We start from the raw sequence: 26,585 nt of genomic DNA on the forward strand, positions 1-26,585 counted from the left end.
AGCTATTATTCCTAATCCCCAGGCGAATTTAAGCAGTACTCCTTATGGTCAGGAAAAGATCTATTCTGAAAAGGTGTTGGAAAACTCTCCTTTAGACAGGATTCAGCAACAAATTCAAGTGGGGACCGATTGGGCCGCTAAGCCTGTTAAATTTGATTATAGCGCCAATGTTTTCAATGAAGTGTATCAGTATGTCACCACTACGACATGGGAGAACGGAGCTACAAAAAGTACTTTAGGCTTATCATCTAACGGGACTTACCCCCTTAATCAGCTCTATAAAATTAGTGTCAAAGATGAGGATGGTAATGAAACGGTAGAATTTAAAAACGGTCAAGGACAGATTGTACTGGTAAGGAAGATCATGAGCCCTACTCTTCAGGTTGATACCTATTATGTGTACAATGAATACAATCAGCTGGCTTTTGTGATTCCTCCCAATGCGGTACATAAGGCCGTTACTGATGATCTGCTTAATGATCTGTGCTACCAGTACCGCTATGACGGAAGAGGCAGACTTGTGGAAAAGAAGCTTCCGGGTAAAGGCTGGGAATATATGGTGTATGATAAAACTGACAGATTAATGCTTACCCAGGATGCGAATATGAGAGCATTGGGCAAATGGCTGATGACCAAATATGATCAGTTTGGAAGAGTGGCTTATACAGGAATCTTCAGTTCAACTGAAACCAGAAATGCAATACAGAATCAAATTAAGGATTTGGTTATTTATGATGCACGCCATTCTACAGGATTCTTCAGAAATGGAATAAACATTTATTATACTGCGGTCTATTTTATTCCTGAAAACATACTGTCTGTTAATTATTATGATACCTATCCAGAGTATAGTTTTAATCCTACATTTCCCACAGGCATTCAGGGAGAATCTGTACTGACTGAAACACCCTCAGTTGATGGCAGAAGTACCAAAGGATTACCTGTAATGAGCTTGGTGAAAAATGTTGAAGATGATAACTGGACGAAAAATTATACCTACTATGATCAAAAAGCACGGGTAATAGGCAGTCATTCGATCAACCATTTGGGTGGATATACCCGCACAGAATCTGAGCTTGATTTTACCGGTACCCCTTTACAGGTTATTACCAGACACAAGCGCTTAAATACCGATTCTGAAAGACTGATCACAGAAACATTTGAATACGATCATCAAAACAGACTATTGGTTCATAAGCATCAGGTAGACAATAATCCTGTCGAATATCTTGCTCAGAACAAATACAATGAACTCTCTCAATTGGAATCTAAAAAGGTTGGAGGATTTGCTGCTGCAACACCTCTTCAGCAAATCGACTATCAATACAATATTCGTGGCTGGATGACCAAAATCAATAATCCTTCCAATTTAGGAAGTGATCTGTTTGGATATAAAATCAATTACAACCAAGTAGAAGGGCTTGAGATTCCCAACTCAGATTACCCTTCTTTGCAGGTCAAGCCAAAATATAATGGAAATATAGCCGAAGTATCCTGGAAAACATCTACAGATGCCAATGGCCATCTTCGAAGATATGGGTATTCGTATGACACGATGAATAGGCTTGTGGGTGGTTTCTATCAAAAAGACACTAACCCATCGGGCAAAGAATACAATGAGCTTCTTGCCTATGATCTGAACGGAAATATTCTGAATCTGATAAGAACCCAGGAAGTACTTCCCGGAAACAGCACTGCTTTAGCTGTTGATAATCTGGTGTATAGCTATACTGGAAACCGACTCGATAAAGTATACGATGCCTATCTGAACCCTTCCGGTTATCCTGTAGGAGGTAACACCATTACTTATGACAGCAATGGAAACATGATCAGGCATTTTGATAAGGGGATACCCCTAATACGATATAATTATCTAAATTTACCTAATTTTATTATCCAAAATAATGTTGGTATTTGGTATACCTATCGTGCAGATGGAGTAAAGTTAAAAAAGATCTTTGGAAGTGTAGAAACTAATTATTTGGATGGATTTCAATACACCAATGGAAGCTTAAAGTTTTTTCCTACCTCTGAGGGATATTTTAATGTTGAAAATAATAAGTACATTTATAATTACACCGATCATTTAGGAAATGTGAGATTGAGTTACTTCAATAATGGAAGCAGCATAGAAGTTCTTGAAGAAAACAATTATTATCCATTTGGACTGAAGCATGAAGGGTATACTCCTTTAGTGGGAAATCCATCGTATCAATATAAGTACAACGGAAAGGAGTTGCAGGAGACGGGGATGTACGATTATGGAGCAAGGATGTATATGCCGGATATTGGTAGATGGGGTGTGGTGGATCCTTTGAGTGAGAAATATAGAAGACATTCTACATATAATTATGCTGTGAATAACCCAATTAGATTTATTGATCCTGATGGACGCAGTGTAAAAGATATAATAGGAGTAACTACACAAGATGCTCAAAAATTTAAAGCAGATGTTTATAAAGTTCTATCTAATAGTAAATTTGCAGGAGTTAGAGCGCTAATAGATGTAAAAGGAAATTCATTTAATAAAATTGATTCCAAAGCTCTTGCTACTGCCACATCTGGTTTATCCAAGGATGAGCAAGCGTATATAAATACTCTTGCAGGGGCTATAAATTCTTCAAAAGAGCATAAAGTCGAATACTTGTCAATGGGAGATACTGCATCTTCAGAAGGTGCAAAAGCTTTTGTTGGGCATATTGATTCTAAAGTGTCAGCAGGGTTGGGTAAATCTTTTTTAACTCCAGCTGGAGATTTAAATGCTTCTACAATCAATGGTATAGGAGGAGAGGGTTTTAATGTTGCTACTTCTAAAGGGTCTCATTCATTTATTATTGAAACAGCTTCTACTACGGCTGATAGCAGGGCAGAAACATCAAGCCACGAAGTTTTAGGTCACGGTATACCATCTTCAAAAGGAGCATCAGATGCAGTAAATAATACAAATGCTATACAGATGTCAAATTTAGTCAGAAGAGTAACAGGGAGTTCTGAACCTCCTAGAGATGGAACAAATCCTCCGCACGCAGGAGGCAAGGTAACAAATCCTAATGATTTACCAATGAATCAATAATTATGAGTAAACTATTTATATATATTCTTTTGTTGTTTTTTATAAATTGCTCTTCTCAAAAGCAATTACAAAAAATATCAAGTAGAGAAAACTTAAGTAAGATTTTAAGTAATGGATTTTCACATACTAAAGATAGACTTTTAGTCTATTCTGTAGATGACAAATGGTACTTAATAATAGAAAATAGCACTTCTGTTTATAAAGCATATTATTTAAAAATTGAAAAAGAAGGTGTTTTAAAGAGGGAGATTGATAATATTAATAAACCAAATTTAATGTTAGATAATGCGTTTAATTTATCTAATTATAAATATGGATATATTGATTTTTCTTCTGATGAATATAAAAATTACAAATTAGCTCAAGGAAATAAAACATATTTTTGTTTATTTGAGAAGGGTAATTATTATGGAGAATTTAATCTATCTGTAATTGTTGACCCAATTCCAATTGAAAAGGGATTGAACGAATATTTGATAAAAAAAATATTTAAGGAAATCTCTATAGATAATAAAGAAGCCACACCCGCTACGCCAAATTTATAACTTTGCGCAGATAAATAAAGAACCCCATCGCAATTTCGATGGGGTTCTTGTTTTATAGTGCAGCTACATTTTTATTAAAAAAGTCTTTATATTGTTTCTATAATTTTAAAAACAATAATTTTTCTTTATTATAATAAACACTATCTTACCAATACATAGATCACTTTGAAAATACCAGAAAAATATCCTTTATAGAATAATGCTCATTTTATTAAATCTTATGAAGGGAAATTTAGCAAATACTAAGATTATTATTGTATTATTTACAATATTAATAAACTACGGATGTGCTTCTCAGAGTTCTAAATTAGAATTATCTAATTATTTGGATAAAATGATTCACAAGAGTAAATTTTTGTATTTAGAAATAAGTTTAAAAAATGCAAAAATGAATACTTATTTGGTATTGCAGAAATGAATTATAACGATCATCTTTCCAAAAACTATAAAACCTATGATTATAATGGTACTTTGATCATCTATGACTTAGGGGAAGAAAAGAATACAAAAGTTATTATTTTTTTTGATTCTTATTTAAAAAAAACAAATTCAGATATTTCAAATATTCAAAAGGGAAGACAATCTCTTATTAATGAATATGCACTTTATTTTGTAGGTAAAGAATTTATTAAAGATCAGGAGAAAACAAGAAATTTTATGATTGCCCAATGTGGGGATGAATGATTGTATTCTTACAGACCCAAAATAATTCATCGGCTTCCTTCGGAATGACAAACAAGATGTTTAGTTTTTCTTCAGACCTTATTATTCCCCAGTTGAAGAAGGAGCTTACAATAGAATTTTATAATAATTTGATTGCCCATAAAAATAAAAAACTATTTATATTTTAAGGTTTAGATCTTCTTCGGAAAAAGAATCATTTTTCCGAAGCTCATCCGAAGAACACTCGAACAACGATCGAAGAAAGTGGGTCTTAAACTTGTCAAAACCTGTCATTATTTTCGGGAGTGATTGAATTTTGAAAAATCCTTTATATATTCGTTCAGGTAATCAAAAAATATAGTAAAATAGCAAGAATAACAAAAGGAAACAAAACAGGCCGTTTCCCAGTTGAAACAGCCTGTTTTTATTTATTGTAACCCGCTTTAAAGCTGGTTAATCATTAAAACTTAAGATCTCCATTCACCTCTCTTACTGCATTAGCAGCTTCAGCGAATTTCAATTGCTCTTCAGCAGTCAAAGTTACGTTTACGATTTTTTCTACTCCGTTTGCCCCGATAATAGCAGGAACTCCTAAGCAGATATCGTTTTGTCCGTATTCTCCTTCCAACATTAAAGAACAAGGGATCATTTTCTTCTGATCACAAGCGATAGCCTGAACCATTACAGAAACAGCTGCACCTGGAGCATACCATGCAGAAGTTCCTAATAATTTAGTAAGAGTAGCTCCTCCTACTTTAGTTTCTTCAATAACGTATTTTTGTTGCTCTTCATCTAGGAATTCTGTTACAGGAACTCCGTTTCTTGTCGCTTTGCTCAATAATGGAAGCATCCCTGTATCACTGTGAGCAGCGATTACCATACCGTCTACATCAGAAATTGGAGATTCTAATGCTTCAGCTAATCTGTATTTGAATCTTGCAGAATCTAATGCACCACCCATTCCGATGATCTTATGCTTAGGAAGACCTGAAGTTTTGTGCACCAAATAAGCCATAGTATCCATTGGGTTAGAAACCACAATAATAATTACTTCCGGAGAATGTTTTACTAAGTTTTCAGTAACTTCTTTTACGATACCCGCATTGATGCCGATCAATTCTTCTCTTGTCATTCCAGGTTTTCTTGGAATCCCTGAAGTGATTACTGCTACATGAGAACCTGCAGTTTTGCTGTAATCTCCTGTTGTACCGGTAATTTTTGTATCGAATCCGTTAAGAGAGGCTGTCTGCATCAAATCCATTGCTTTACCTTCAGCAAATCCTTCTTTAATGTCTACCAAAACTACTTCTGAACAGAAGTTCTTCATTGCGATGTATTCTGCACAGCTTGCTCCTACAGCGCCTGCACCTACTACAGTTACTTTCATATTGTTACTTTTTAAATTATTTTTTGTTAGTTAAGTTTAAATTTGAAATTCCCCAAATTTAATAATTCCTGAAAAAATGCGCAATTTTTCAGGAATTTAATTAGAATTAAAATAAATTAGTTCACGTTCAATAAAAACGTATAGAGTTTTTTCGCACCGGAAAGCACTTCATTGTAGTTTTCTTCCGCTACTTCAGTATCCAGAACCTCTTTGAAATTCTTCCACATAGGCCCCGTATTTTCCTGATAACATCCGAAAAAGTTGAAAGTAACCTCATCAAAACCTTCCGTTTTAGAAAGCTGTTTAGCAATTACATTTCCACCAAGAGTAGAACCCTCGATGACATACATCGCTCCTAATGCTTCGTGTTCGTTATTGAATTCCAGAGTATGAGAAGCGGTTTGGTTTTCCAGAGAAAGACTTTGAAGATCTTTTTCAATAAGAGAAAGTTTCTTTCTTTCCTCCAGCTGAAGCTTTTCTGCATATTTATCAGAAAGGCTGTTGAATATTTTATCCTCACTGTGCAAAAGCATCAGATAATTGGTATGGATGATCTTTTTATAATCCTCCAGCGTGAAAGTTTTATTAAAAATCTTTTCAGAATTAAAAAGTCTTTCTGCTGCATCGTGATATTCTGCCGTATTCTGTTTAAGATATTCTGATACCATAAAATAACATTTTAAAAGTTTCTCAAATGTAAGGTTTTTTGAACGTTAAAATGAAAGAAGTTCCCTCTTTATTGCTTTCGTACGCCACATTTCCTCCTATTCTGGTCATGATACGGTGTACAATAGACAACCCTACTCCATTTCCTTTAAACTTCTTGGCATTGTCCATTCTGTTGAAGATTTTGAACATTTTGTCTTTCTCTTCTTCAGGAATACCAATTCCATTATCGGAAATACGGTAAATAATAGTCTGACCATCTTCTGTACCTTCAATTTCCACTTTTGGACACTCTCTATGAGAAGAATATTTTACAGCATTATTGATGATATTAAGAAATACCTGGTGAAGCATCGTTTTATCCGCCAATACATCCGGGCATTCTTTAATGATGATTTCACTTTCAGGACTTCCATAAGTCATCTTGGCATTTTCTGAAATTTTCTGAATAGTAATACCTGTTTTCAGACTTTCAAGCTGTACTTCGCTATGCTTGGCTCTGCTGAGTTGCAGCACGTCGTGCATCATTTCAGCCATACTGTCAATTTCTTCAATAATGGTATTGATCTTATTTTTACTCTTCTCAGCATCTGCTCCAAGATTTCCCAAAAGCATCTGTGCATTGAGTTTCATCACCGTTAAAGGGGTTCCCAGATCATGAGAAATGGTATAAGAAAAACTGTCAAGCTCCTCGTTTACTTTTTTAAGCTCGTCATTCAGCCTTTTGATGGCGTTATAATTTTTATGGGAAGTTTCCAGAATCAAATCTCTCACGGCCTGCACTGCACTTACACTTCGGGAGTTCCACCTTTTGGAATATCCTTTAATATTTTCTGTAAAAATCCTGAAAGACGTTCTTGGTGAGATCATCTTTTTTTCTTCTCCGTTTTCAGAAAATACTTCTACTTTTTTTTCAGGATTACCAGCCCAGTTGATGTGTTCATCAAACTCCTTACGGAACCAGATCAGCATTTCATTTTTTTCCCTTTCAATAAAGTAGATGGCAATTCCGGCAGCATTTTTAGAAAGACCAAGCTCTTCACCATGATCTTTAAGAAAGCTTCTGCTTACATAAATGTTGTCTTGGGTATTCTCAAGCGCCCATTTTACAATATTGGAGATGCTTTCAGGTTCCGGTGTACTTCCGGATGTTACCATATTGTCATCGGAAATGATAGCCATCCCATCAGCTTCAGGTAAGTTTCTAAGTTCCGTTTTGCTCTCAATAAGAGAATCAAACAGATTATTATGTTTTAAAAAACCTGTTTTCAGTTGAGATACTCTCTCATTCAGCTCCAAACGGTAATTCAGTTCACTTTTAGACTTAAAGGATGAATAGGCATTGGCTGCAAGAGCCGTAAAAATTCCCGCCTGTACTCTGTCTTCAAGATCAATATGCTTCGGCTCAATATTCTGGCATGTTACCAGACCCCAAAGATGATCGTCCATAATAATAGACACACTGAAGCTGGAAGCTGCCCCAGAATTTTTAAGATACTGCCCGTGAACAGGAGACATTCCTCTTGAAGCAGAAAAAGTAAGGTCTATATCTTCATGAGATTTACTTACAATAGGAACTGTATCTGCATATACATTACTGAAAATCCTTTTTCTTTTCTTAAGATAAAGATCTCTGGCCTGTTTTGGAATATCAGATTCCGGATAATGAAGTCCCAGGAAGCTTTCCATGTCTTCATTTTTTTTCTCTGCAATTACTTTTCCGGAGCCATCCATCATGAATTTGTAAACCATCATCCGGTCATAATTCACAACTTTTGCTAAGGTTTCCAGAAGGTGATTCCAGAGTTCCTTCTCGTTATCGATGATATAGAAATTGTCGTATTTATTAGAGATGCGCTTATTGGGATTAATCACAACTTCTTCAAACTCCAGAAATATATGAGACTCGCTTTTGAAAACGGAAAAATGGTATTCTTTTCCATTGATAAAAATCTTGTCAAAATATGTTTCATTCTTTCGTCTTGTAAATCTATCTAATGAAGTATAGATCTCCGAATCAATAATGCTCTGAAAACTTTCCGGAAAATCCGTAATCTTTCTCCCGAAAAGTTCATCTGAACTCCCGATATTAAAAATATCCGAGATATTCCTGCTAAAAAAAGTAATGGTACGGGATTCCGCATCAATGCCAATCAAATAACCAAAACTTTGAATAGAACCCGGAATATGAATAGGTTCTTCATGGCATTCTATAAAATTCATATATCTTTTCAGTCTATCAATCAAATATAGGATTTTTTTGAAAAATTTTCGAATTTGTGGTACGTAATTTTAAATTGTCCGCCAGTACTCATCTGCGATAAATTTCAGGAAATCAGAGAGCAAAAAACACATTGAACTATTCTTCATTTTTACCCCTTTTCAATGTGATATCTCTAAAATATACAAAAAATTTTCCAATGATGAGGTTTTTCATGTATTAACCATGATTCATAACATGAATTACATATAATTAACCTTAATTATTATGTTATTTAAACAAATTTTTCTAAATTTATATCACCAAATAATGAATACCAAGCGAAATCATTGAATTATTCACAATAAATTCAATATAAATTTTAAATTCAAATAATACTATTATGAAAAAGTTCCCATTATTTCTATTTTCTCTCGTCCTCTCTGTAGGATTATGGAATCCATCCGAAGCCTGCACAAGGGTCGTTTACAAAGGTCCACAAAATACTGTTCTCACAGCCCGTTCTATGGATTGGCGTGATGAGATCCCCGCCAACTTATGGGTATTCCCGAAAGGAATAGACAGAAACGGACAAACCGGGCCAAAATCTGTAAAATGGACCTCCAAATATGGAAGCATCATCAGTTCTTCATGGGATATTGCTTCTGCAGACGGTATGAATGAAAAAGGTTTGGTAGCCAATCTTCTTTGGTTGGGAGAATCTCAATATCCTAAATTCGATGGAAAAGGAAGTAAAAAGGGAATTGCCATTTCTTTATGGGCACAGTATTATCTTGATAATTTTGCTACGGTAAAAGAAGCTGTAGAATACTCAAGAAAAGAGCCATTTGTTATTGTAAGCGATTATATTCCGGGAACGGAAAGATTTACCACAGTACACCTTTCTATCTCGGATGCTTCAGGAGATAATGCCGTATTTGAATATATCAACGGAAAGCTGGTAATTCACCACGATCCGTCTTATACGGTAATGACCAACTCTCCTGTTTTTGAGGAACAGCTTGCCCTCAACAATTACTGGAAAGGCATTCCGGGAACAGTGATGCTTCCGGGAACCAACCGCGCCGCAGACCGCTTTGTAAGAGCATCTTATTACATCAATGCCATTCCTCAGACGGCTGACATCCGTACTGCTGTGGCCAGCGTTTTCGGCGTGATCAGAAATTGTTCGGTACCTTACGGAATTACTTCTGCAACAGAGCCTAATATCTCTTCTACCAGATGGAGATCTGTATCCGACCAAAAGAATCTGGTCTACTATTTTGAAACCGTTTTTACCCCAAACACTTTCTGGGTAGACCTTAATGATTTTGACCTGAGTGCTAAAGGAAAAGTGATGAAGCTGGACCTCAGCAATTATCAAACTTATAACGGTAAATCCAACACAAATTTTAAGGAATCGGCACCGTTCACTTTCTTAGGATTAAACTAAAGATGCATACTGTAAATGCAATCAATATTACACTTAAAGATATTTCAGTGATCTGTTCAACCTATAAAAAACAATAGCTATTCAACAGATTTTAAGAAACTGAAATAGGTTCTGACTGAGACGCTTGAAAGTGTTTCTATTCTACACTTGTAAGACAATAATCTAAAGGAAAAAGTGTTGAATGTTCCCAACAAAAAGTATTTGATAAAAAGCTTTTACAGAAAGAATAGACTTCAAAGTATTAAAAAAATAAACAAAAAGATATGGACTTTTTCTCACTCAAAAAGAAAAGCCTGATCCTCTGTTTGCTGGCCTGCGGGTTATCAGCGAATGCACAGATACAGGATTCTCTAAAAGCCCAGCCTCCTCAACAGGAAGAAGACAATGTAAAATATCCGCAACTCCAGATCAAAGGCCTTTTCCAGGCACGCTATCTGGTTGGGATGAGTAAAGATGTAGATGTAAACGGGCTTCATCATTCTGACGGTTCCGGAACGGACAACAATTTCATGCTCAAATACATGAGAGTTCAGCTAAGGGCTCAGATCAGTAAGCGTACTGAAGTTGTTGTTTTGGCCAACCTTGCCGATTTTAAAAACGATCCTAAAAGCAGAGTCCTAGAAAACGCTTATCTGAAGTATACATTCAATCCTAAACTTGCTATTACTGTAGGGCAATTCAGACCCTGGTTCGGTATTGAAGAAACGTATCCCATTGATATCATCAAATCTTTAGACTGGTCTAACCAATATACTGAATTCGGAAAATTAGGCTGGACGAGCTTCCAGATCGGAATGTCTGCTACAGGACAACTACAGCTAGGAGAAATACCTTTCCAATATGCGGTTTCTGTAGTGAATGGAAATGGAAAAAATCAGATTAATGATAACGACAACGGGAAACAATATTCTACCCGATTGGTCTTCGGATTATCTCAGAAATATAGTTTCAATGTAGGTTTAAACGGAGGTATAGGAGAAGTTTTCAGCAAAAAAGTATATGCTTTAGGAGTAGATTTAAGTTCTTTAGTAAAATTTGATCCCAAATGGAGCCTTGATATGCAGCTTGAAGCCAAACAGGCAACCAATCACGTTCTTTACAATTCCATTGCTCCAGAATTAAGACCAGAAAATCCTGATCAATACTTAATTCGTGGGGTTTATTTTCTCCCTAATCTAAGATACGAGATCAATCATAAAAATCTCAGTGCCTTCGAACTATCTTGTCGTTACGAATATCTTGATACCAACTTCAGAATGGATTCTAACCCCCGACAAACCATTACGCCCATGTTCGGATTGGAATTCCTGAAAAACTATGGTGCAAGAATTCAGCTGGGAGTACAGTTCGACCGCTACAAACATCAGGTAGAAAACACTTCTCAATACAATAATAATCTATTCATTGTCCAAGTTCAAAGTAGATTTTAGTCCCAATAAATAATTACGATTATGAAAGAAATTAATATTAAAAACGTAGCGATCACATTTGCCGTTGCGTTGATTATATGGTTCATTCCTGCTCCGGAGGGGGTTGCCGAAAACGCCTGGCATTTATTTGCCATCTTTGCAGCCACCATTTTAGGAATCATTCTTAAAGCAGCACCTATGGGAACAATGTGTATGATGGCCATTGGCTTTACAGCCCTTACACAGGTTGTTGCTCCTGGAGATGCAGGAAAATCAATTACCAAAGCGCTGTCAGGTTTTGGAGATAAAGTGATCTGGCTAATCGGGATTTCATTCTTTATTGCCAGAGGATTCATTAAAACAGGTCTTGGAAACCGTATTGCTTTTTTATTCATCAGAGTTTTTGGTAAAAGTTCATTAGGGCTTGCCTATGGATTGGGACTTGCAGATGTTTGTCTTGCCCCTGCCATTCCGAGTAATACAGCAAGAGGTGGAGGGATCATCTACCCTATCATGAAATCTATGGCCATCAGTTTTGATTCCGTTCCTGAAAAACCGGAAACTCACAGAAAACTTGGTTCATTTTTAACATTGAACAGCTATTATATGAACCTCATCGCATCATCTATGTTCCTTACCGGAACTGCCAGTAATCCGATGTGTCAGAAATTTGCAGCGAACCTTGGTATTGATATTACATGGATGTCTTGGGCAGCAGCAGGTTTTTTACCGGGAGCAGTAGCTTTCTTTGTTGTTCCTTTGGTTCTTTATAAATTATACCCGCCTGAATTGAAAAAAACAGGGGACGCTCCTAAAATGGCTGCCCAAAAGTTGAAAGAAATGGGTCCTATTTCAAGAAACGAATGGTTGATGCTATTGGCATTCTTTATTCTGCTAGCCCTGTGGATATTTGGGGGCGCGCTTTCTATTGATGCCACTACTACTGCGTTTATTGGATTAACCTTATTACTATTAACATCAGTATTAACCTGGGAAGATGTAAAAAGTGAAAAAGGAGCATGGGATACTATCGTTTGGTTCGCCGTACTGGTAATGATGGCAAGTTCTTTAAATGAATTGGGATTCATTGGCTGGTTCAGTGATCTTATCAAGGTGCAAATTGGAGGTTTGAGCTGGCAGGTAGCCTTCCCTGTTATTATTCTGGTTTACTTCTTCAGTCACTATATTTTCGCAAGTGCTACCGCTCACGTAGCCGCCATGTATGCAGCACTATTGGGTGTAGGAGTTTCTTTAGGAATTCCACCTATGTTATTGGCTATGATGCTTGGTTTTATGGGTTCCATTTACGGAGTACTTACACATTATGGCCACGGCCCGGCTCCGGTATTCTTCGGAAGTGGATACGTTGACCTTAAAGCATGGTGGGTAAGAGGTCTTGAAATAGGAATTGTACTCCTGGTCATTTATATGGTTGTAGGAGGGTTATGGATGAAAGTCTTAGGATATTATTAATCATTAAAACAAAAATATGTTATCAACATTGTCAAGAAAAATGCTGATGTGCCTTACAGGACTCTTTTTGGGCTTCTTCCTGTTGATTCATTTCCTTGGAAATCTTCAGCTTTTTCTGCCACAGGAGCAGGCTCATCTACAGTTCAATGCCTATTCGCATTTTTTATCGGGAAATATTATTATCAAAATAGTTTCTTATGTTTTGTATGCCAGCATTATTCTACATGCTGCAGACGGGCTGATCATCACTTTAAAAAATAAAAAATCAGGTGGCAGCTACCAATCTGACGGGCGCGGAAGAGCCAGTAACTGGGCTTCCAGAAACATGGGAATCCTCGGAACATTAATCTTAATCTTTCTTGTGATTCACTTTCAGAACTTCTGGTACATCTACAAATTCGGAAACCCGCCTTTAGATGAAAATGGAAATAAAGACCTCTATATTCTGGTTGTTAATGTTTTCAAAGAATGGTGGTATGTGATCATCTATATCATTTCCATGATCGCTTTATGTTATCATCTGATTCACGGGATAAACAGCGCTGTAAGAACGCTGGGACTTTATCACCCGAAGTTCGTCAAATGGTTTAAAGCCATCGGAACGGCCTATTCAATCATTATCTGTTTAGGTTTTGCATTGATGCCGGTGTATGTATTCTTTACTTATCATTAAATGAAACGATCATGATTTTAGATTCAAAAATACCACAAGGCCCATTAGAGCATAAATGGGATAACTATAAAAAGAAAGCCAGACTGGTAAACCCTGCCAATCGTAAAAAACTGGATGTCATTGTTGTAGGAACAGGGCTCGCCGGAAGTTCTATCGCGGCTTCTTTAGGAGAAATGGGATACAACGTAAAATCGTTCTGCTTTCAGGACAGTCCGAGAAGAGCACACTCTGTGGCCGCACAAGGAGGAGTAAATGCTGCTAAAAACTATAAAAACGATGGCGACAATGTGTACAGAATGTTTGTCGACACCTTGAAAGGAGGTGACTTCAGAGCCCGGGAAGCGAATGTATACCGTATGGCAGAATGTTCTCTGAACCTCATCGATCAAGCTGTTGCACAGGGTGTTCCGTTTGGTAGAGAATATGGAGGTTATCTGAACAACCGTTCTTTCGGAGGGGTACAGGTAAGCCGAACTTTTTATGCAAGGGGACAAACTGGACAACAGTTACTGCTGGGAGCTTATCAGGCTTTAATGAGACAGGTAGGAAAAGGTTCCGTACAATTGTTCTCAAGGCATGAAATGCTCGATTTGGTAACGATTGACGGTAAAGCCAGGGGAATTATCGTAAGGAATTTAGACACAGGAGAAATTGAAAGACACGCCGCTCACGCTGTCATATTGGCAACAGGAGGATACGGAAAAATCTATTATCTGTCTACTCTTGCCATGGGCTGTAACGGTTCTGCGATCTGGAGAGCTCATAAAAAAGGAGCTTTAATGGCTTCTCCAAGCTGGATTCAGGTGCACCCTACTTCTCTTCCGCAATCTGGAGATTATCAGTCCAAGCTTACCCTAATGTCTGAGTCGTTACGTAATGACGGAAGGATCTGGGTTCCTTTGAAGCAGGATGAAAACAGACCTCCCAATGACATTCCTGAAAACGAAAGAGATTATTATCTGGAAAGAAGATATCCTGCTTTCGGGAATCTGGCGCCAAGAGATATTTCTTCCCGCGCTGCCAAAGAAAGAATTGATGCTGGCTTTGGAATTGGCCCTTTAAAAAATGCGGTATATCTCGATTTTTCAAAAGCCATTAAAGAGCAGGGAAAAGATAAGATCAAAGAGAAATACGGAAATTTATTCGATATGTATCTTAAAATTACAGGATATGATGCTTATAAAGAACCCATGATGATCTCCCCTTCCGCCCACTTCTCTATGGGTGGTCTTTGGGTAGATTATGAACTGATGACTACTGTTCCGGGATTGTTTGCTTTAGGTGAAGCTAATTTTGCAGATCACGGAGCCAACAGATTGGGAGCCAACTCTCTTTTGCAGGCTTCCGTAGACGGATATTTCATTGCTCCCTACACCATTGCCAATTATCTGGCTGATGAAATTCATACCGGAAAAATATCACCGGATTCACCGGAATTTGAACAGGTTGAAAAGGCCGTTAAAAATCAGATACAGCAGTTTATCGATATTGAAGGAACCAAAACCGTTGATTATTTCCATAAAACTTTAGGAAAATTATTATACGATTATTGTGGATTGGCCAGAAATGAAGAAGGATTGAAATATGCCATTCAGGAGATCAGAAAACTGAAACAGGAATTCTACAAAGACGTAAGAGTTTCCGGGCAGGGAGATAAAATGAATACCGAACTGGAAAAAGCAGGCAGAGTTGCCGATTATTTTGAAATAGGGGAACTGATGTGCTATGATGCTTTAACCCGTAATGAATCCTGCGGTGCTCACTTCCGGGAAGAATATCAGACCCCGGACGGAGAAGCGATGAGAAATGATGCGGAATATCAATTCATCTCAGCATGGGCATGGACAGGTGAAAACGGAGAACCTGAACTGATCAGGGAACCATTAATCTTTGAAGAAATTCAGCCAACGGTAAGAAGTTACAAATAAAAAACAGAAAATTATGGATTTACACCTTAAGATATGGAGACAGAAAGACAGAAAAAGTGAAGGAAAACTGGTTAATTACGACCTGAAAGGATTAAATTCCCATATGTCTTTCTTAGAAATGCTAGATACTTTAAACGAAAAATTGATTGTTGAAGGCAATGAACCTGTAGAATTTGACCACGACTGCCGGGAAGGAATCTGTGGCCAGTGCGGAATGATGATTAATGGTATTGCTCATGGTCCTTTAAAAAATACAACAACCTGCCAGCTGCACCTGAGATCATTCAAAGATGGCGAAACTATTCTGATAGAGCCATTCCGGGCAGAAGCTTTTCCTGTGAAAAAAGATCTGAAGGTAGACCGTTCTGCATTCGACAGAATTATCTCTTCGGGAGGTTTTGTATCTGTTAATACAGGTCAGGCACCTGATGCTACGGCTATTCCTGTTACCCACCAGACGGCTGAGGAAGCTTTTGATTCCGCTGCCTGTATTGGGTGTGGAGCCTGTGTGGCAACCTGTAAAAACGGAAGTGCAGCCTTGTTTACGTCTGCAAAGATTACCCATATGGCACTTCTTCCTCAGGGAAAAGAGGAAAGAAGCAAACGTGTACTGGATATGATCGCTCAGATGGATACTGAACTATTTGGACACTGCTCCAATACGGAAGCCTGTCAGGTAGAATGTCCTCAGGGAATTTCTGTTCTGAATATTGCCAGAATGAATTTTGAATACAACCGGGCATTATTTTTCCGTAAGAAATAAATAGAAACAAGGAAGCTGAAAAGGCAAAATAATACATAAAAAGGGGCAGTTTGTTTATTCACAAATTGCCCCTTTTGGGTTTCTAAGTTTTCTTTACATTCTTACTCATTCATAATGGCCACTACCCTGGCCGGAGCTGCAGATCCGCCTACAATTTTAAGGGGAAATACACAGACTTTAAATCCGGATGGAGGCAATGCACTTAGATTGGTTAACTGTTCTATGTGTAAATACTCTTTTTCTATTCCTACACGGTGAGCTTCCCAGAAGAATTCGGGATCGTTCATTTCTTTAGCTTTTTGGGCCATATATTTTAGAGGAAGATCCCAACCCCACTGATCAATTCCCATTACTTTTACGCCCTGATCAATCAGCCATTCTGTAGCTTCACGGCTCATTCCTGTTCCTTTCTCCACAAAATCTGAAGTCCCCATCAGCTTATCGCGGTCGGTACGGATAAGAACTATATTTCCTTCCTGAAGGGTGATTCCGTTTTTATCAAGGTCTTTTTTAATATCTTCTACGGTAATGGCCACAAAATCTTCTTTGTGGGTACAATCAATGACAATGCCTTCCCCATAGCACCATTCCAGAGGAATCTGGTCTATCGTTTTTGCTGGTTTTCCTTCCACAACAGGGCCATAATGCCATGGAGCATCAATATGTGTTGTTGCATGGAGCCCCATATTTTTAATCGTATCATCCGCCCAGCCAATCCAGTTCTTCGGGAAAAGCTTAGAAGGAAGTTTCACTGCAAGACGGATCAGCCAGTGCGATTTTCGGTGTGCCTTATGTTTAATTTTCACCCGCATAAACCATGGATCTCCTGCATTGTATTGAATAGGTTTCGTTAAATCGACAATTGTTGGTTTCATATATGATGTAGACTAAGGCCACAAAGATAATGAATAAGGTAAACAGCTAAGATTACAAATGAGTAAAATGATTCTTATGATTTTGATAAAAGAGAAAAAATTTCAGCAAAAGCACATTAACGCCCCATTCTTTTACACATTCATTTTCTAGCTTAAAAGCCTGTAGGAATTATAATCTTCTTTGGCTCATCCTCATCATACATGATCTCAATAGTTCCTTGTTTCGGTATAGAAGAAAGGTTTAAAAGACTGACAATTTTCTTGTAAACAGCAATATGTTCTTTTCCCTGGAAATCTTTATAACTTACCTGAAACATAATTTGGGGCTGATCATTAACCATGAGTCCGGTCTGGCTTACACTGATGATATTGGCCTCTGCATTTCGTCCTGTAAACATAAGGCGTTCTTCTTTTTCATTCCTGAACAATTTCCCGAAAATAAGCTGGAAAATCAATACGAAAATAAGGGTCATCACCCCACTGAAAATAATCGGATGCAAAAAGGTGAGAAACCTCCATCCAAAATCAAAAGATTCTTTGGTGTAGAAGTAATAATACAGTCCTGCCACATATGCTATCATCAGTATCATGAATATAAATCTCAAAATCATCCCCGAAGAATTAAATTTGGTCTGCTGACCAGCCAGAATAAAGTATGGACTTTTTGAAGCATCGGGATTGAGTAAAACCTTAACCGTTTTTCCTGTATCAAATCTTTTTTCCAGTGGTTTTATATCATGAAACATTATTTTGTGTTCGATCTGGACATTCCTCAGATTAGCAAACGAAAGCATAATCTGTATAATATTAATATCAGACTTCGGATCATATTTCAGCAATCTGTAATCAATAATTTTTGCATCTCGTGAAATACCTTTCCGCAGAATAGACTGAATGGTATTTCTTTCTTTAAAAGTTCTGATAAAAAGATTATTAACTGCGTAAACAAAAATATACAGCCATATAATCAAAGAAAAACCGAGATATCCATAGCTCACGGCTAATGAATTTCTCGGTTCTGCTGTTACTTCCGAAATCATCACGTAAAGGTATATCGGAAAAGGTATACAGAAAATAAGAATGTAGACAGCCCAGAAAATGATCATAAATTTCATAACTATTATTTTGCGGTGCGAGATAAAGTTATGATATTATTCTTTAATGAGCCTAATTCTGTTACACCTCTTTTTCGAAATAAAGTCTGTAATATTTTCCTTTATCATCCTCACCCATCTCAAGCTTCTGTCTGTCTCCGTGGATGTAGATATGGAAATTTTTATCCAGTTTGATGATACTTTTAAAATGTCTTTGCGTCTTTTTTACCGCTGCCTCACTGATTGGGAACTCTTCTGCAATGTTCACCTGCATGTCCTGTTCGTAATCTGTCTTAAAGTTCACAAAACTTTCAATAACATGCTCGTCTCCTAAAACTTCGCTGGCGAACTCATCCAGTTTAAATTCTTCCTTTTCTTTGAAGAAATTGATGGATTTATTCAGGAAGTCTGCCTGATCTGCCTTAGAAACTTCAAATTCCTGAGGAAGCTGCTTGGTGATGTAGTCTTTGTATACCATCAAAGCTTCCTGCGTGTGGAAATATTCGTCATCACGCTGTTTTACTTTCAGGAAATCTTCGAACCAGTAGTACATGTCACCGTTTTTGTTGTTATCAACCACGGAAAGTACATACCCTGTGTCTTTATTATTATTGTAGATCAATGCGGCTTTATCAATTTTCGATAATCCGATTCCCTGATCTTTTTCAATATCAAATGTTTCTTCTGAAGGATTTATTTTCAGGAAAGATTCTCTTTTTTCTGTTTTAAAGATCCCAATTTTGTCCACTCTGTCCGGACGGTCGCTTTCATCCTCAAAAAGAACGATGAAAAGCTCTCCACTCTGAACTCTTGGGTTTTCTGCCGCTTCAAAAAGGTGTTTTGCAATGTTCTCAGACTCCCAGATGAACTTGGATTTATCTTCAAAAATTTCTGATACGGCACTGTAAACCGGATTATTTACCAGATAAGTGTCACTGTAAAAATGGAAGGTTTCTTCCGATTTAAAGGAACCTAAAAAGTAGTCTTCAAGCATTTCTGCCATTCCTTCTTCCAGCTTCAATTCTTCCTGGGAAATTGTCAGGGAATCTCCGTTGATCTTATTTCCGACTCTGTGTACGATTATTTTTGAAAACATTTTTCTGAATATTTGAACTGCAAAGATATTCATTCTAATTCTTTCTGCGAAACTTAAAAATGGCATTTAAAACCGTATCATCTTTTGTTCAGCTTTTCTAAAAAGTCAATAATAGGGTTTGTCATTCTGATGAAGGAAGAATCTTATTATAATTGAATTAGATTCTTCACTATATTTCATTTCTTTCAGAATGACATTTTTTGAAGCAGCTTCCCTATTAAGCCATTCGTTTGTAATGATTGATAGCTGAAATTTCCGTATTTCATTTTCCCAAATTGATAAAAACCTTATCATTTTGACATGCTTTTTCACTTTCACACCCTCAAATTAAAACAATCAAAATACTGAATTTCAATAATTTAAATGGAAATTATTTTCAACGGAACATTGTTGGCATCATCCTTTTCAAAACCTAGAAAAATGGATTTAAAAACATTAAACAGAATTGATAAGCTGAGAAGATTAAAAAGCAGAGGGCCGGAAACCCCGAAATGGCTGAAACCTTATCACATGCTTTTCTTTGCATTTTTAGTCATTTTCATCTTTGGTGCCCTTATCAAAATGTTGGAACAACATCCCCATTAAAATATCATCATATGAACTATTTACAAGCCGTACAGGAAATCACAGAAGTGGTTCCCGATTTTCAGAATGAAGTAAAAGAAATCAAAATTCAGAATTCTTACAGCATCATCCGAACCTTTACCGAACGTATTAAAAATATGATCAGCCAGAATGACAGAAATCTACTGTTCAGAAGTTTACAGAAAATGGACACAATTTATACCGACGGAGATTCTGTCTTAAAAAGTGCAATTGAGACCACTTTTATTTATTCTCTGGACAATTTTACAGCATTTTGCAGTGAAGAATACCGAAAAATGATATTCAGTCACATTTCTGCCAACCTTCAAAAGGTGTATTCAAGACAGATTTACAGCCATGGCATATAAATATTTGTTACATTATTTATGTGTTTCATTACAAAGTGTTTAAATTAAACAAAAATAAAAATAACTCACAATCAATAGATTATGAAAAATAAAATAAGAAAAATTTCCGACTGGAAAACCTGGAAAACCACGAATAACAGACACAATTCCGAGATATTACTCACTCACATTGCTGTGATTGTAGGCGTATTTATTTTTGCGGCTTGTTTATAGATTTTGGTATACATTTCGCTGCAAATAAAAGTGTTTGAAAAATTCTTAATTATGATGAAAGTAAAAATGCAAACTATTACTCAGGAAATAGCTGTTGAATACTTAAAATTTTTCTATCCGCCACTCCGAAATGAAATTGCACAATTATCTGCACAGAACAATTTTGCAGGAATTATGCAGGCTACTGTCAATTATCTAAAGAACTTATTACAGGAGTCCAAGATCAATATTATCGCTCACCATATCAAACTGATGGACCTGATCTATAAGAAAGGGAATTCTTATGTAAAAGCGATGATTGAAAACCTTTTTATAAGATCTTTTGAAAGTTTCAAAAAGCACGCAAAAATCCAGCATTGGAAGCTGCTTTACCAATATATGCCTGTAAGTTTCCAAATCATTTATAATGAGCAGCAGAAACAGGATCAAATGTATTTTAGAAAGTAATAGTACAAGAAGCTGAAAAACAAAGAAAAGCGGATCATGGGATTGTAAATACATTTATCCGCTTTTCTTATTTTATAGTAAGTTATTTTAACTTTAATAGCTAGAACAATATTTTTTCAACTTTATTTACCCAATTGCAGGCTATTTTAGTTCCTTCTATTTCACTAATCCGTGCAAAAGCCCTATTTTTGTAAAAAGTACCGATGAAATACCCATTTTATGCTGCGTTGGTATCGTTGTTTCTAATTTCTTGTGGAAATAATGATAACACAAATGATGATCCACGGCCTGTTGACAGACAGATCCATCAATTTGAATTCATAAGCTATCATATAACGGGAATTGTTCTCTACAAGGGATCATTGGGGAGTAAATCCAATCCTGATGAATCCTATCTAAAAAACTACTGGAGTCTTTATAAAGAACCGGCATGGAAAAAATTAAATCTGGATCTAAAAAACCACTCAATACAACTTATATCCGACAACTCTTCAAATCCGGTTTACAACATTAAAATTGTTAATGATTCTGTTTTCATTGATGATAACAACATTCAGATGAGTTATATCGGAGATTTCAATAAGAATATTTTTACCTTAAAAAGGACGTTTAGATATGTAAAGCGCATGCCTAGGAATGATTCTGATGGATTTACTCTTAGTCAGAATACATTTTTCGGAACAACTCAATATGAGAATATGTTTGGAACTGTTTTTAAAAATCCTTTAGAAATGGTAAAATCTGATGATCAGGTTCTCTGGAGTAATATTGAATATGTTTACAAAGAGTTATAATTACAATAAAATCCCCGAAAGACTAGTGATTTCGGGGATTGTTTTTTGATGTAGTATGAAGTTTATTTCTTCAGAAATACATTTTGAATTGTTTGTGCTTCTTCTTTGCTTAGTTTAGATGCTTTTCCCAACTTGGCTACAAAAACATTAACTTCTTCTGATGTAGACGGAGATCCTAAGTTCTCTCCTTTATCATTGAAAGAATTGGCAATTACTTCCCCTTTTGGATTTAAGATAAGCCAGAAAGGAAGTCCTGCATTTTCGCCTTTGTATTTGTTCATCAGTTCCTGGCCACCAGGATTTTCAAGGCTTTTCTTTTCTCCTCTTTCCTGAACATCTACGTAAGCGGTTACAAATCTTTTGTCGAAAATAGGTTTGGTTTCCGGAAGATCCATATTTTTCTCCATCGTTTTACACCATTTGCACCATGAAGCGTGGAACACCAACAGTACATTCTTCTTCCCTGATTTAGCGTGCGTAAAGGCTTTGTTTAATACAATATCTGCTTTTTCCTGCGCCATACTTAACTGAAACAGCAACAGGGCGGCAACTACAATAATTTTAGAGTATTTCATTTTGAATTTTGCTTTAAGACGATACGAATGTAGGTATTTTTCTCAGACAATAGAGGCTAGAGACCTTTTTTATATTGAACTTTAACAGGCTTTCTTTTTGCAGGATTATGATCATGTCATATTTTTAAATGCAAGAATCCAGAAAATCTTCGATTTTCTGGATTCTTGCATTTATCAATTAACAAATAAAATATCTTTCGTATTTATGATTTCGGTAATTCCGGCGGACGCATTTTATATTTGTAACTGTTTAGTGTTTTTAAAAATGCAACGATATCAAAAACCTCATCATCGGTTAAGTTCAGCTTTTCCACCATTCCAGATTTGTGAGGAAATTTAGGATCGTTCACCTGATCTGCTTTTGGAATTTCTCTTCCCATTCCTGCATTGTACATCATCACGATATTGGCAAGCTCAGGAAAAAGACCGTTATGCATATAAGGTTTATTTTCGGAAACTTCTCTTAATGTAGGGGTTTTAAATTTTCCTACATCTTCATTGTTTTTTGTAACGATATATCTTCCCAGATCTTCATATTTTCTTCCGTAATAGGTAAGGCCAAGATTATGGAATTTCTGGTCAGAGAAATAAGGGGTATTGTGGCAGTTGATACAGTTCGCTTTTGTTCTGAACAAATGCAGGCCGTTCAATTCTGAATCGGTAAGGGCATCTTTTTTCCCTGAAACGAATTTATCAAATTTGGATGGAGGGCTTATGAGAGAACGCTCAAAGGTAGCGACAGCTTTTGCTATTTTCTCTTCTGTCACATCTCCATTTCCGAAAGCTTTTACAAAGAAAGGTTTATATTCTTTTATTTTTCGGATATTTTTGGTGGCCATAGACATATGAAGGTTCATTTCTACCGGGTTTTCGATAGGCGCTTTTACCTGTTCTTCCAACGTTCCGGCGCGGCCGTCCCAGAATAATGTTTTGGCATATCCGATATTCACAAGAGTGGGTGCATTTCGGGTTCCGGTTTGCCTGTCATGACCAAAGGAAACTCTGCTTCCGTCGGACCATCCGATTTCAGGATTATGACAATTGGCGCAGGAGATCTGTCCGCTTTTAGAAAGTCGAGGATCGAAAAACAACATTTTCCCCAGCTCCATTTTATCTTCAGAATAAGGGTTGTCTTTCGGATAATTCATTGGGGATAAAGGTCCAATATCCTGAAAACCTTCTTTGGCTTCATCAAATAAATGGGCAGCCGGCCATTTGGACTGGTCTCCGCTGCTGTATAAGGTACGCAGTTCTTCTACGGTGTATCCCGTAGGGTTATTGTCACTAGAAGTATAACTCAATAAAGATACTATTCCGGCAATTGCCAGAAAAGCGAGATATCTGTCTTTCATTTCTTTTTTAATAATAAACATTCAGCCCTACTACAGCAACCTGATTGGCTCTTCCGTTGTAATCGACTTTATTTTTATATGTACTGTTCATCAGCCAAACCTGAGTAAAGCTTCCAAACAGCTCATATCTGATCTTCCCTTCATCTATACGGTAACTTGCGTTAAGATTCAGCCCCATCTTCGAAGTGGAATCATAAGCAAAGTCAGGCTGGGCTATTTTTGTTACAAAGATATTCTCTTTCGTACTTTGATAAGGTGCATAGTTGAATTCTTTTTCCAGAGGAACGTAAAGATTCTGTGTAATTCCTACTGAAAATTTGTGAAACGGCATTAAACAAAATTCTCTTTCAAATCCCAGACGGTATTGAAAGTAAGAAAGTTTTCTCTCCATCACTACCGAGACATCTTTTACATGATTCTTGGCATATGCTGCATCAAAAAGGATTTTAGATGCTTCACTTTTATGATTGAACCAGATCAGGCTATTTTTCCAGGAAAGGTTTTTCTGTTCCAGATGATAGGTTCTGTATTCTAAAGGATAGTTGTAATTGGTATCGAGCTGATCCTGATAAGTCATGGATGAAGCCCACTTTTTCCCGTTATAATTCCCTAAGAAATTAAGATAGAAACTATGTAAGTTTGTCTTCAGACCTGAATATTTTGTGTACTCTGTATGATATGCATAACTGGCATCCTGATATTCATAGACTTTATAAAATCTTTCTATGAGATTTTTATAATCATAACCTGCTGAAAAGTGAGTATTGGCATTGTTAAAAGCATATTCTCCGCCCCAGATATAGCCTCCCATTTTATATTCGGAAGTTTTATATTGACTATTTCCTATATATTGGTTACCATAACCTTCATTGTAGCGGATATAAATACTGTCGTTAGCTGGTATATTTCCACCAAGAGTCACGAACATAATATTGTTGTTCTTGTAATGATGAACATAGCTCAACTTTCCGAAAATAGAGTGCTGATGCCATTTCAATCCTAATTTTGCAAAGGCTTTATAATTATAATTGTCTACCTGCGGTCTTGGATCGGCATTTTGTCTGTAGGATTTTGAATACCTTCCTTCTCCCCCCAATTGAAGGATAACCGGCTTGATAGGATTATAAGCGAACTGCCCGTTCATAAAGTAGCTTTGCTTTTGCCATCTCGCCGCACGCGGTGCCCAGTAGTAAGACGGGTTATAAATAAAGGATGAACTGTCTGTTCTTTCATCATTCAGAATGTAAGGAACATTGTCTTCGGTTATTTTATCTGCATAAAGTCTTCCTGACAAAGCAATTTTATTATTCAGCTTATATACTCCTTCAGACTGAAAGGTAAAGTCTCCTGTTTTTTCAGCGGTCTGAACTCTTTTAAAGTTTTGCTTCGTGGTAGAAAACTGAAAGCTTGTCTGAGAAAAATCCAAAGGCTGAAAGAAAGAAATATAGGGATCGTTGATTCTGATCTCCTTCTCTACAGAACTGATATTAATACTATCTAAATGAGTAGTCTGAGCATGGAAGAACTGACTACCCAATGCAGCCAATCCTAACATACTCGTTTGAAAAATCTTTATCGTTTTTTTTCTATTATTGTGCATATCCTCTAGGGTTTGCTTTAATCGTTACAAAATCATTGGCAGAGTTATTCGTATCCTGCAATACTACGCGGCCGTTAACAATCTCCTTTGTTTTACGGATCACGGAAAGTCCTGTAAAGTTGTTTTGCCCCAACCCAGATTCATTCATAATAAAAGTTCTTGATGCATCGATATCTGACGGGAAATCTTTAGGTACGTTCTGTTCTTTATCGGTGATATCTACTCCATCGATGATAAATTTCTTTGGTACTTGTAAAAACAGGGTTCCGGTAGGCGCTTTAGGTGCGGCTACTTTTTTCCACGTGGCTATTTCCGCATCTGTAGCTCTTAGAATTCCTACTCCCAGCATTGAAGTGACATTCAGAATTAAGTCATTAGAAGCAATACTCCAATAGTTGATCAGCATATCCGGCACCATAATATTCTGGATATCCCACATGAAAGGTTTTTTACCATTGCTGATGTTGTAGTCTCCCATATAGGTTTCAAAATCAGCCTGGCTAAGGTCAACCGTTTTAGAAGGATCCTGTATAGCAACTCCCGTCCCGTTAGTATCAGTAAAAGGTACTTTATGATTAATGGCTGTTTGGGCCACAACAATACTTTTTCCTGGTAAGATTGGATATTGGCTTCCATTTCCAGGAATTTTAATTAATATATTGGAATAAACATAATCTGTATTGGCAGCAGTTCCTCCTCCGGCAGTCTTGCTCCAGTCGTACTGCCCATTGGATAAAGTATAATTTGTTACATTATTATTTACATTTCCTTCCAGAAATACGAGATATAAACCGTCTGCATAGATCGTCTGATCTGAATTGTTGTGAATTTCGATAAACTGATCTCTGAAATTAGCGCCCAGTTTTGTATCAGAACCGGCATAATAATATTGTTTGATCACAAGATCTCCAAGGTTTCCGCTGGAAATTCTTACCAATGTAGAAGAAATATTGGCATTAACGGTTACTTTCTCCTGAAACCCTCCAAAGTGTACAATTTCGTAGCTGGTATCTTCTCCCAGTTGTTGTTCATATTCATTCTTTTTCAGCTGCAATTCTGCCTGAATACTATAAGTTCCAGGTAATACGGCTGATAATACTAAATCTCCGTCAGCATTTGTCTTTCCTATAATTTTATCATTGGTTGCGGCATTCACCAAAGTAATGGTAACGTTGGCCACACCTTTATCTGCTACGGTAGGATATTTTGAAGCATCATATTTGATATTCACAGTAAACGGAACGGGTTTAATCTCGTTATTTCCGCCGAAATCATCATCCCTGCTGCATCCCAGCAGAGCCAGAACAGGCAGGATCAGCAATAGTATTAATCGTTTCATTGTTGATATTTTTA

The 26,585-nt window shown here is 36.8% G+C and carries 24 protein-coding genes; 14 read left to right on the top strand and 10 right to left on the bottom strand.

Annotated features, from left to right (window positions below; genetic code table 11):
- From ACQ76T_RS16660 to ACQ76T_RS16670, 3 genes are all read left to right on the top strand, one after another.
- A partial coding sequence (locus tag ACQ76T_RS16660) for an RHS repeat-associated core domain-containing protein (protein ID WP_431344394.1) occupies positions 1 to 3,073 on the top strand: 3,073 nt, incomplete at its 5' end.
- A gap of 2 nt (positions 3,074 to 3,075) precedes the next feature.
- A complete protein-coding gene (locus ACQ76T_RS16665; protein WP_431344395.1) occupies positions 3,076 to 3,618 on the top strand; it encodes a hypothetical protein in 543 nt (180 codons plus the stop codon).
- Between the two features lie 414 nt (positions 3,619 to 4,032).
- Positions 4,033 to 4,302: a hypothetical protein gene (locus ACQ76T_RS16670; protein ID WP_431344396.1), complete on the top strand. Its 270-nt coding sequence runs from the start codon at positions 4,033 to 4,035 to the stop codon at positions 4,300 to 4,302.
- 439 nt (positions 4,303 to 4,741) lie between these two features.
- On the opposite strand, the gene ACQ76T_RS16675 is transcribed toward ACQ76T_RS16670, so the two are convergent.
- From ACQ76T_RS16675 to ACQ76T_RS16685, 3 genes are all read right to left on the bottom strand, one after another.
- Positions 4,742 to 5,668, bottom strand: coding sequence for a malate dehydrogenase (locus ACQ76T_RS16675; protein ID WP_103293761.1), 927 nt, complete (start codon positions 5,666 to 5,668; stop codon positions 4,742 to 4,744).
- Between the two features lie 116 nt (positions 5,669 to 5,784).
- Positions 5,785 to 6,336: a biliverdin-producing heme oxygenase gene (locus ACQ76T_RS16680; RefSeq protein ID WP_431344397.1), complete on the bottom strand. Its 552-nt coding sequence runs from the start codon at positions 6,334 to 6,336 to the stop codon at positions 5,785 to 5,787.
- A 22-nt stretch (positions 6,337 to 6,358) separates the two neighbouring features.
- Entirely contained in the window at positions 6,359 to 8,557 is a 2,199-nt protein-coding gene (locus ACQ76T_RS16685; protein ID WP_431344398.1) for an ATP-binding protein, read from the bottom strand.
- Positions 8,558 to 8,937: 380 nt separating this feature from the next.
- On the opposite strand from ACQ76T_RS16685, the gene ACQ76T_RS16690 reads away from it, so the two are divergent.
- The 6 genes from ACQ76T_RS16690 (at position 8,938) to ACQ76T_RS16715 (ending at position 16,233) form a co-directional block, all read left to right on the top strand.
- Positions 8,938 to 9,987, top strand: a complete 1,050-nt coding sequence (locus ACQ76T_RS16690) for a linear amide C-N hydrolase (protein ID WP_431344399.1) — start codon at positions 8,938 to 8,940, stop codon at positions 9,985 to 9,987.
- Positions 9,988 to 10,250: 263 nt separating this feature from the next.
- Complete coding sequence (locus ACQ76T_RS16695; protein ID WP_431344400.1) at positions 10,251 to 11,417, top strand: porin; 1,167 nt, start codon at positions 10,251 to 10,253, stop codon at positions 11,415 to 11,417.
- 21 nt (positions 11,418 to 11,438) lie between these two features.
- On the top strand, positions 11,439 to 12,869 hold the full coding sequence (locus ACQ76T_RS16700; protein WP_431344401.1) for an anion permease: 1,431 nt from the start codon (positions 11,439 to 11,441) through the stop codon (positions 12,867 to 12,869).
- A 16-nt stretch (positions 12,870 to 12,885) separates the two neighbouring features.
- The gene (locus ACQ76T_RS16705; protein WP_431344402.1) at positions 12,886 to 13,542 is read left to right on the top strand and encodes a succinate dehydrogenase cytochrome b subunit; all 657 of its coding nucleotides are present in this window, start codon (positions 12,886 to 12,888) and stop codon (positions 13,540 to 13,542) included.
- A gap of 11 nt (positions 13,543 to 13,553) precedes the next feature.
- A complete protein-coding gene (locus tag ACQ76T_RS16710; protein WP_431344403.1) occupies positions 13,554 to 15,470 on the top strand; it encodes a fumarate reductase/succinate dehydrogenase flavoprotein subunit in 1,917 nt (638 codons plus the stop codon).
- Positions 15,471 to 15,483: 13 nt separating this feature from the next.
- Positions 15,484 to 16,233, top strand: a complete 750-nt coding sequence (locus ACQ76T_RS16715) for a succinate dehydrogenase/fumarate reductase iron-sulfur subunit (RefSeq protein ID WP_431344404.1) — start codon at positions 15,484 to 15,486, stop codon at positions 16,231 to 16,233.
- Positions 16,234 to 16,334: 101 nt separating this feature from the next.
- On the opposite strand, the gene ACQ76T_RS16720 is transcribed toward ACQ76T_RS16715, so the two are convergent.
- From ACQ76T_RS16720 to ACQ76T_RS16730, 3 genes are all read right to left on the bottom strand, one after another.
- Positions 16,335 to 17,108: a cyclase family protein gene (locus ACQ76T_RS16720; protein ID WP_431344405.1), complete on the bottom strand. Its 774-nt coding sequence runs from the start codon at positions 17,106 to 17,108 to the stop codon at positions 16,335 to 16,337.
- A gap of 152 nt (positions 17,109 to 17,260) precedes the next feature.
- Positions 17,261 to 18,223, bottom strand: a complete 963-nt coding sequence (locus tag ACQ76T_RS16725; RefSeq protein ID WP_431344406.1) for a hypothetical protein — start codon at positions 18,221 to 18,223, stop codon at positions 17,261 to 17,263.
- A 61-nt stretch (positions 18,224 to 18,284) separates the two neighbouring features.
- On the bottom strand, positions 18,285 to 19,298 hold the full coding sequence (locus ACQ76T_RS16730) for a nucleoid-associated protein (protein ID WP_431344407.1): 1,014 nt from the start codon (positions 19,296 to 19,298) through the stop codon (positions 18,285 to 18,287).
- 363 nt (positions 19,299 to 19,661) lie between these two features.
- Between ACQ76T_RS16730 and ACQ76T_RS16735 the strand changes: the two genes are divergently transcribed.
- The 5 genes from ACQ76T_RS16735 (at position 19,662) to ACQ76T_RS16755 (ending at position 21,705) form a co-directional block, all read left to right on the top strand.
- On the top strand, positions 19,662 to 19,883 hold the full coding sequence (locus ACQ76T_RS16735; RefSeq protein ID WP_431344408.1) for a hypothetical protein: 222 nt from the start codon (positions 19,662 to 19,664) through the stop codon (positions 19,881 to 19,883).
- Positions 19,884 to 19,894: 11 nt separating this feature from the next.
- A complete protein-coding gene (locus ACQ76T_RS16740; protein WP_431344409.1) occupies positions 19,895 to 20,251 on the top strand; it encodes a DUF7674 family protein in 357 nt (118 codons plus the stop codon).
- An 81-nt stretch (positions 20,252 to 20,332) separates the two neighbouring features.
- Positions 20,333 to 20,464 carry a hypothetical protein gene (locus tag ACQ76T_RS16745; protein ID WP_431344410.1) on the top strand — a complete coding sequence of 44 codons (132 nt, stop codon included), beginning with the start codon at positions 20,333 to 20,335 and terminating at the stop codon, positions 20,462 to 20,464.
- A 51-nt stretch (positions 20,465 to 20,515) separates the two neighbouring features.
- The gene (locus ACQ76T_RS16750; RefSeq protein WP_422693668.1) at positions 20,516 to 20,911 is read left to right on the top strand and encodes a DUF7674 family protein; all 396 of its coding nucleotides are present in this window, start codon (positions 20,516 to 20,518) and stop codon (positions 20,909 to 20,911) included.
- Between the two features lie 203 nt (positions 20,912 to 21,114).
- Positions 21,115 to 21,705: a hypothetical protein gene (locus ACQ76T_RS16755; protein ID WP_431344411.1), complete on the top strand. Its 591-nt coding sequence runs from the start codon at positions 21,115 to 21,117 to the stop codon at positions 21,703 to 21,705.
- 62 nt (positions 21,706 to 21,767) lie between these two features.
- Here ACQ76T_RS16755 and ACQ76T_RS16760 read toward each other — a convergent pair whose 3' ends face one another.
- From ACQ76T_RS16760 to ACQ76T_RS16775, 4 genes are all read right to left on the bottom strand, one after another.
- The gene (locus tag ACQ76T_RS16760; RefSeq protein WP_431344412.1) at positions 21,768 to 22,280 is read right to left on the bottom strand and encodes a thioredoxin family protein; all 513 of its coding nucleotides are present in this window, start codon (positions 22,278 to 22,280) and stop codon (positions 21,768 to 21,770) included.
- Between the two features lie 203 nt (positions 22,281 to 22,483).
- Complete coding sequence (locus ACQ76T_RS16765) at positions 22,484 to 23,632, bottom strand: cytochrome-c peroxidase (protein ID WP_431344413.1); 1,149 nt, start codon at positions 23,630 to 23,632, stop codon at positions 22,484 to 22,486.
- A 7-nt stretch (positions 23,633 to 23,639) separates the two neighbouring features.
- Complete coding sequence (locus tag ACQ76T_RS16770) at positions 23,640 to 25,232, bottom strand: DUF6850 family outer membrane beta-barrel protein (RefSeq protein WP_431344414.1); 1,593 nt, start codon at positions 25,230 to 25,232, stop codon at positions 23,640 to 23,642.
- Positions 25,222 to 26,571 (bottom strand): DUF4876 domain-containing protein, encoded by a 1,350-nt coding sequence (locus ACQ76T_RS16775; protein ID WP_431344415.1) that lies wholly within the window; start codon positions 26,569 to 26,571, stop codon positions 25,222 to 25,224. Before ACQ76T_RS16775 ends, ACQ76T_RS16770 begins: the two co-directional genes overlap by 11 nt.
- Positions 26,572 to 26,585 lie beyond the last annotated feature (14 nt).

It is taken from the genome of Chryseobacterium sp. JK1 (assembly GCF_050632815.1).
In the GTDB taxonomy this organism is placed as follows: Bacteria; Bacteroidota; Bacteroidia; order Flavobacteriales; family Weeksellaceae; genus Chryseobacterium.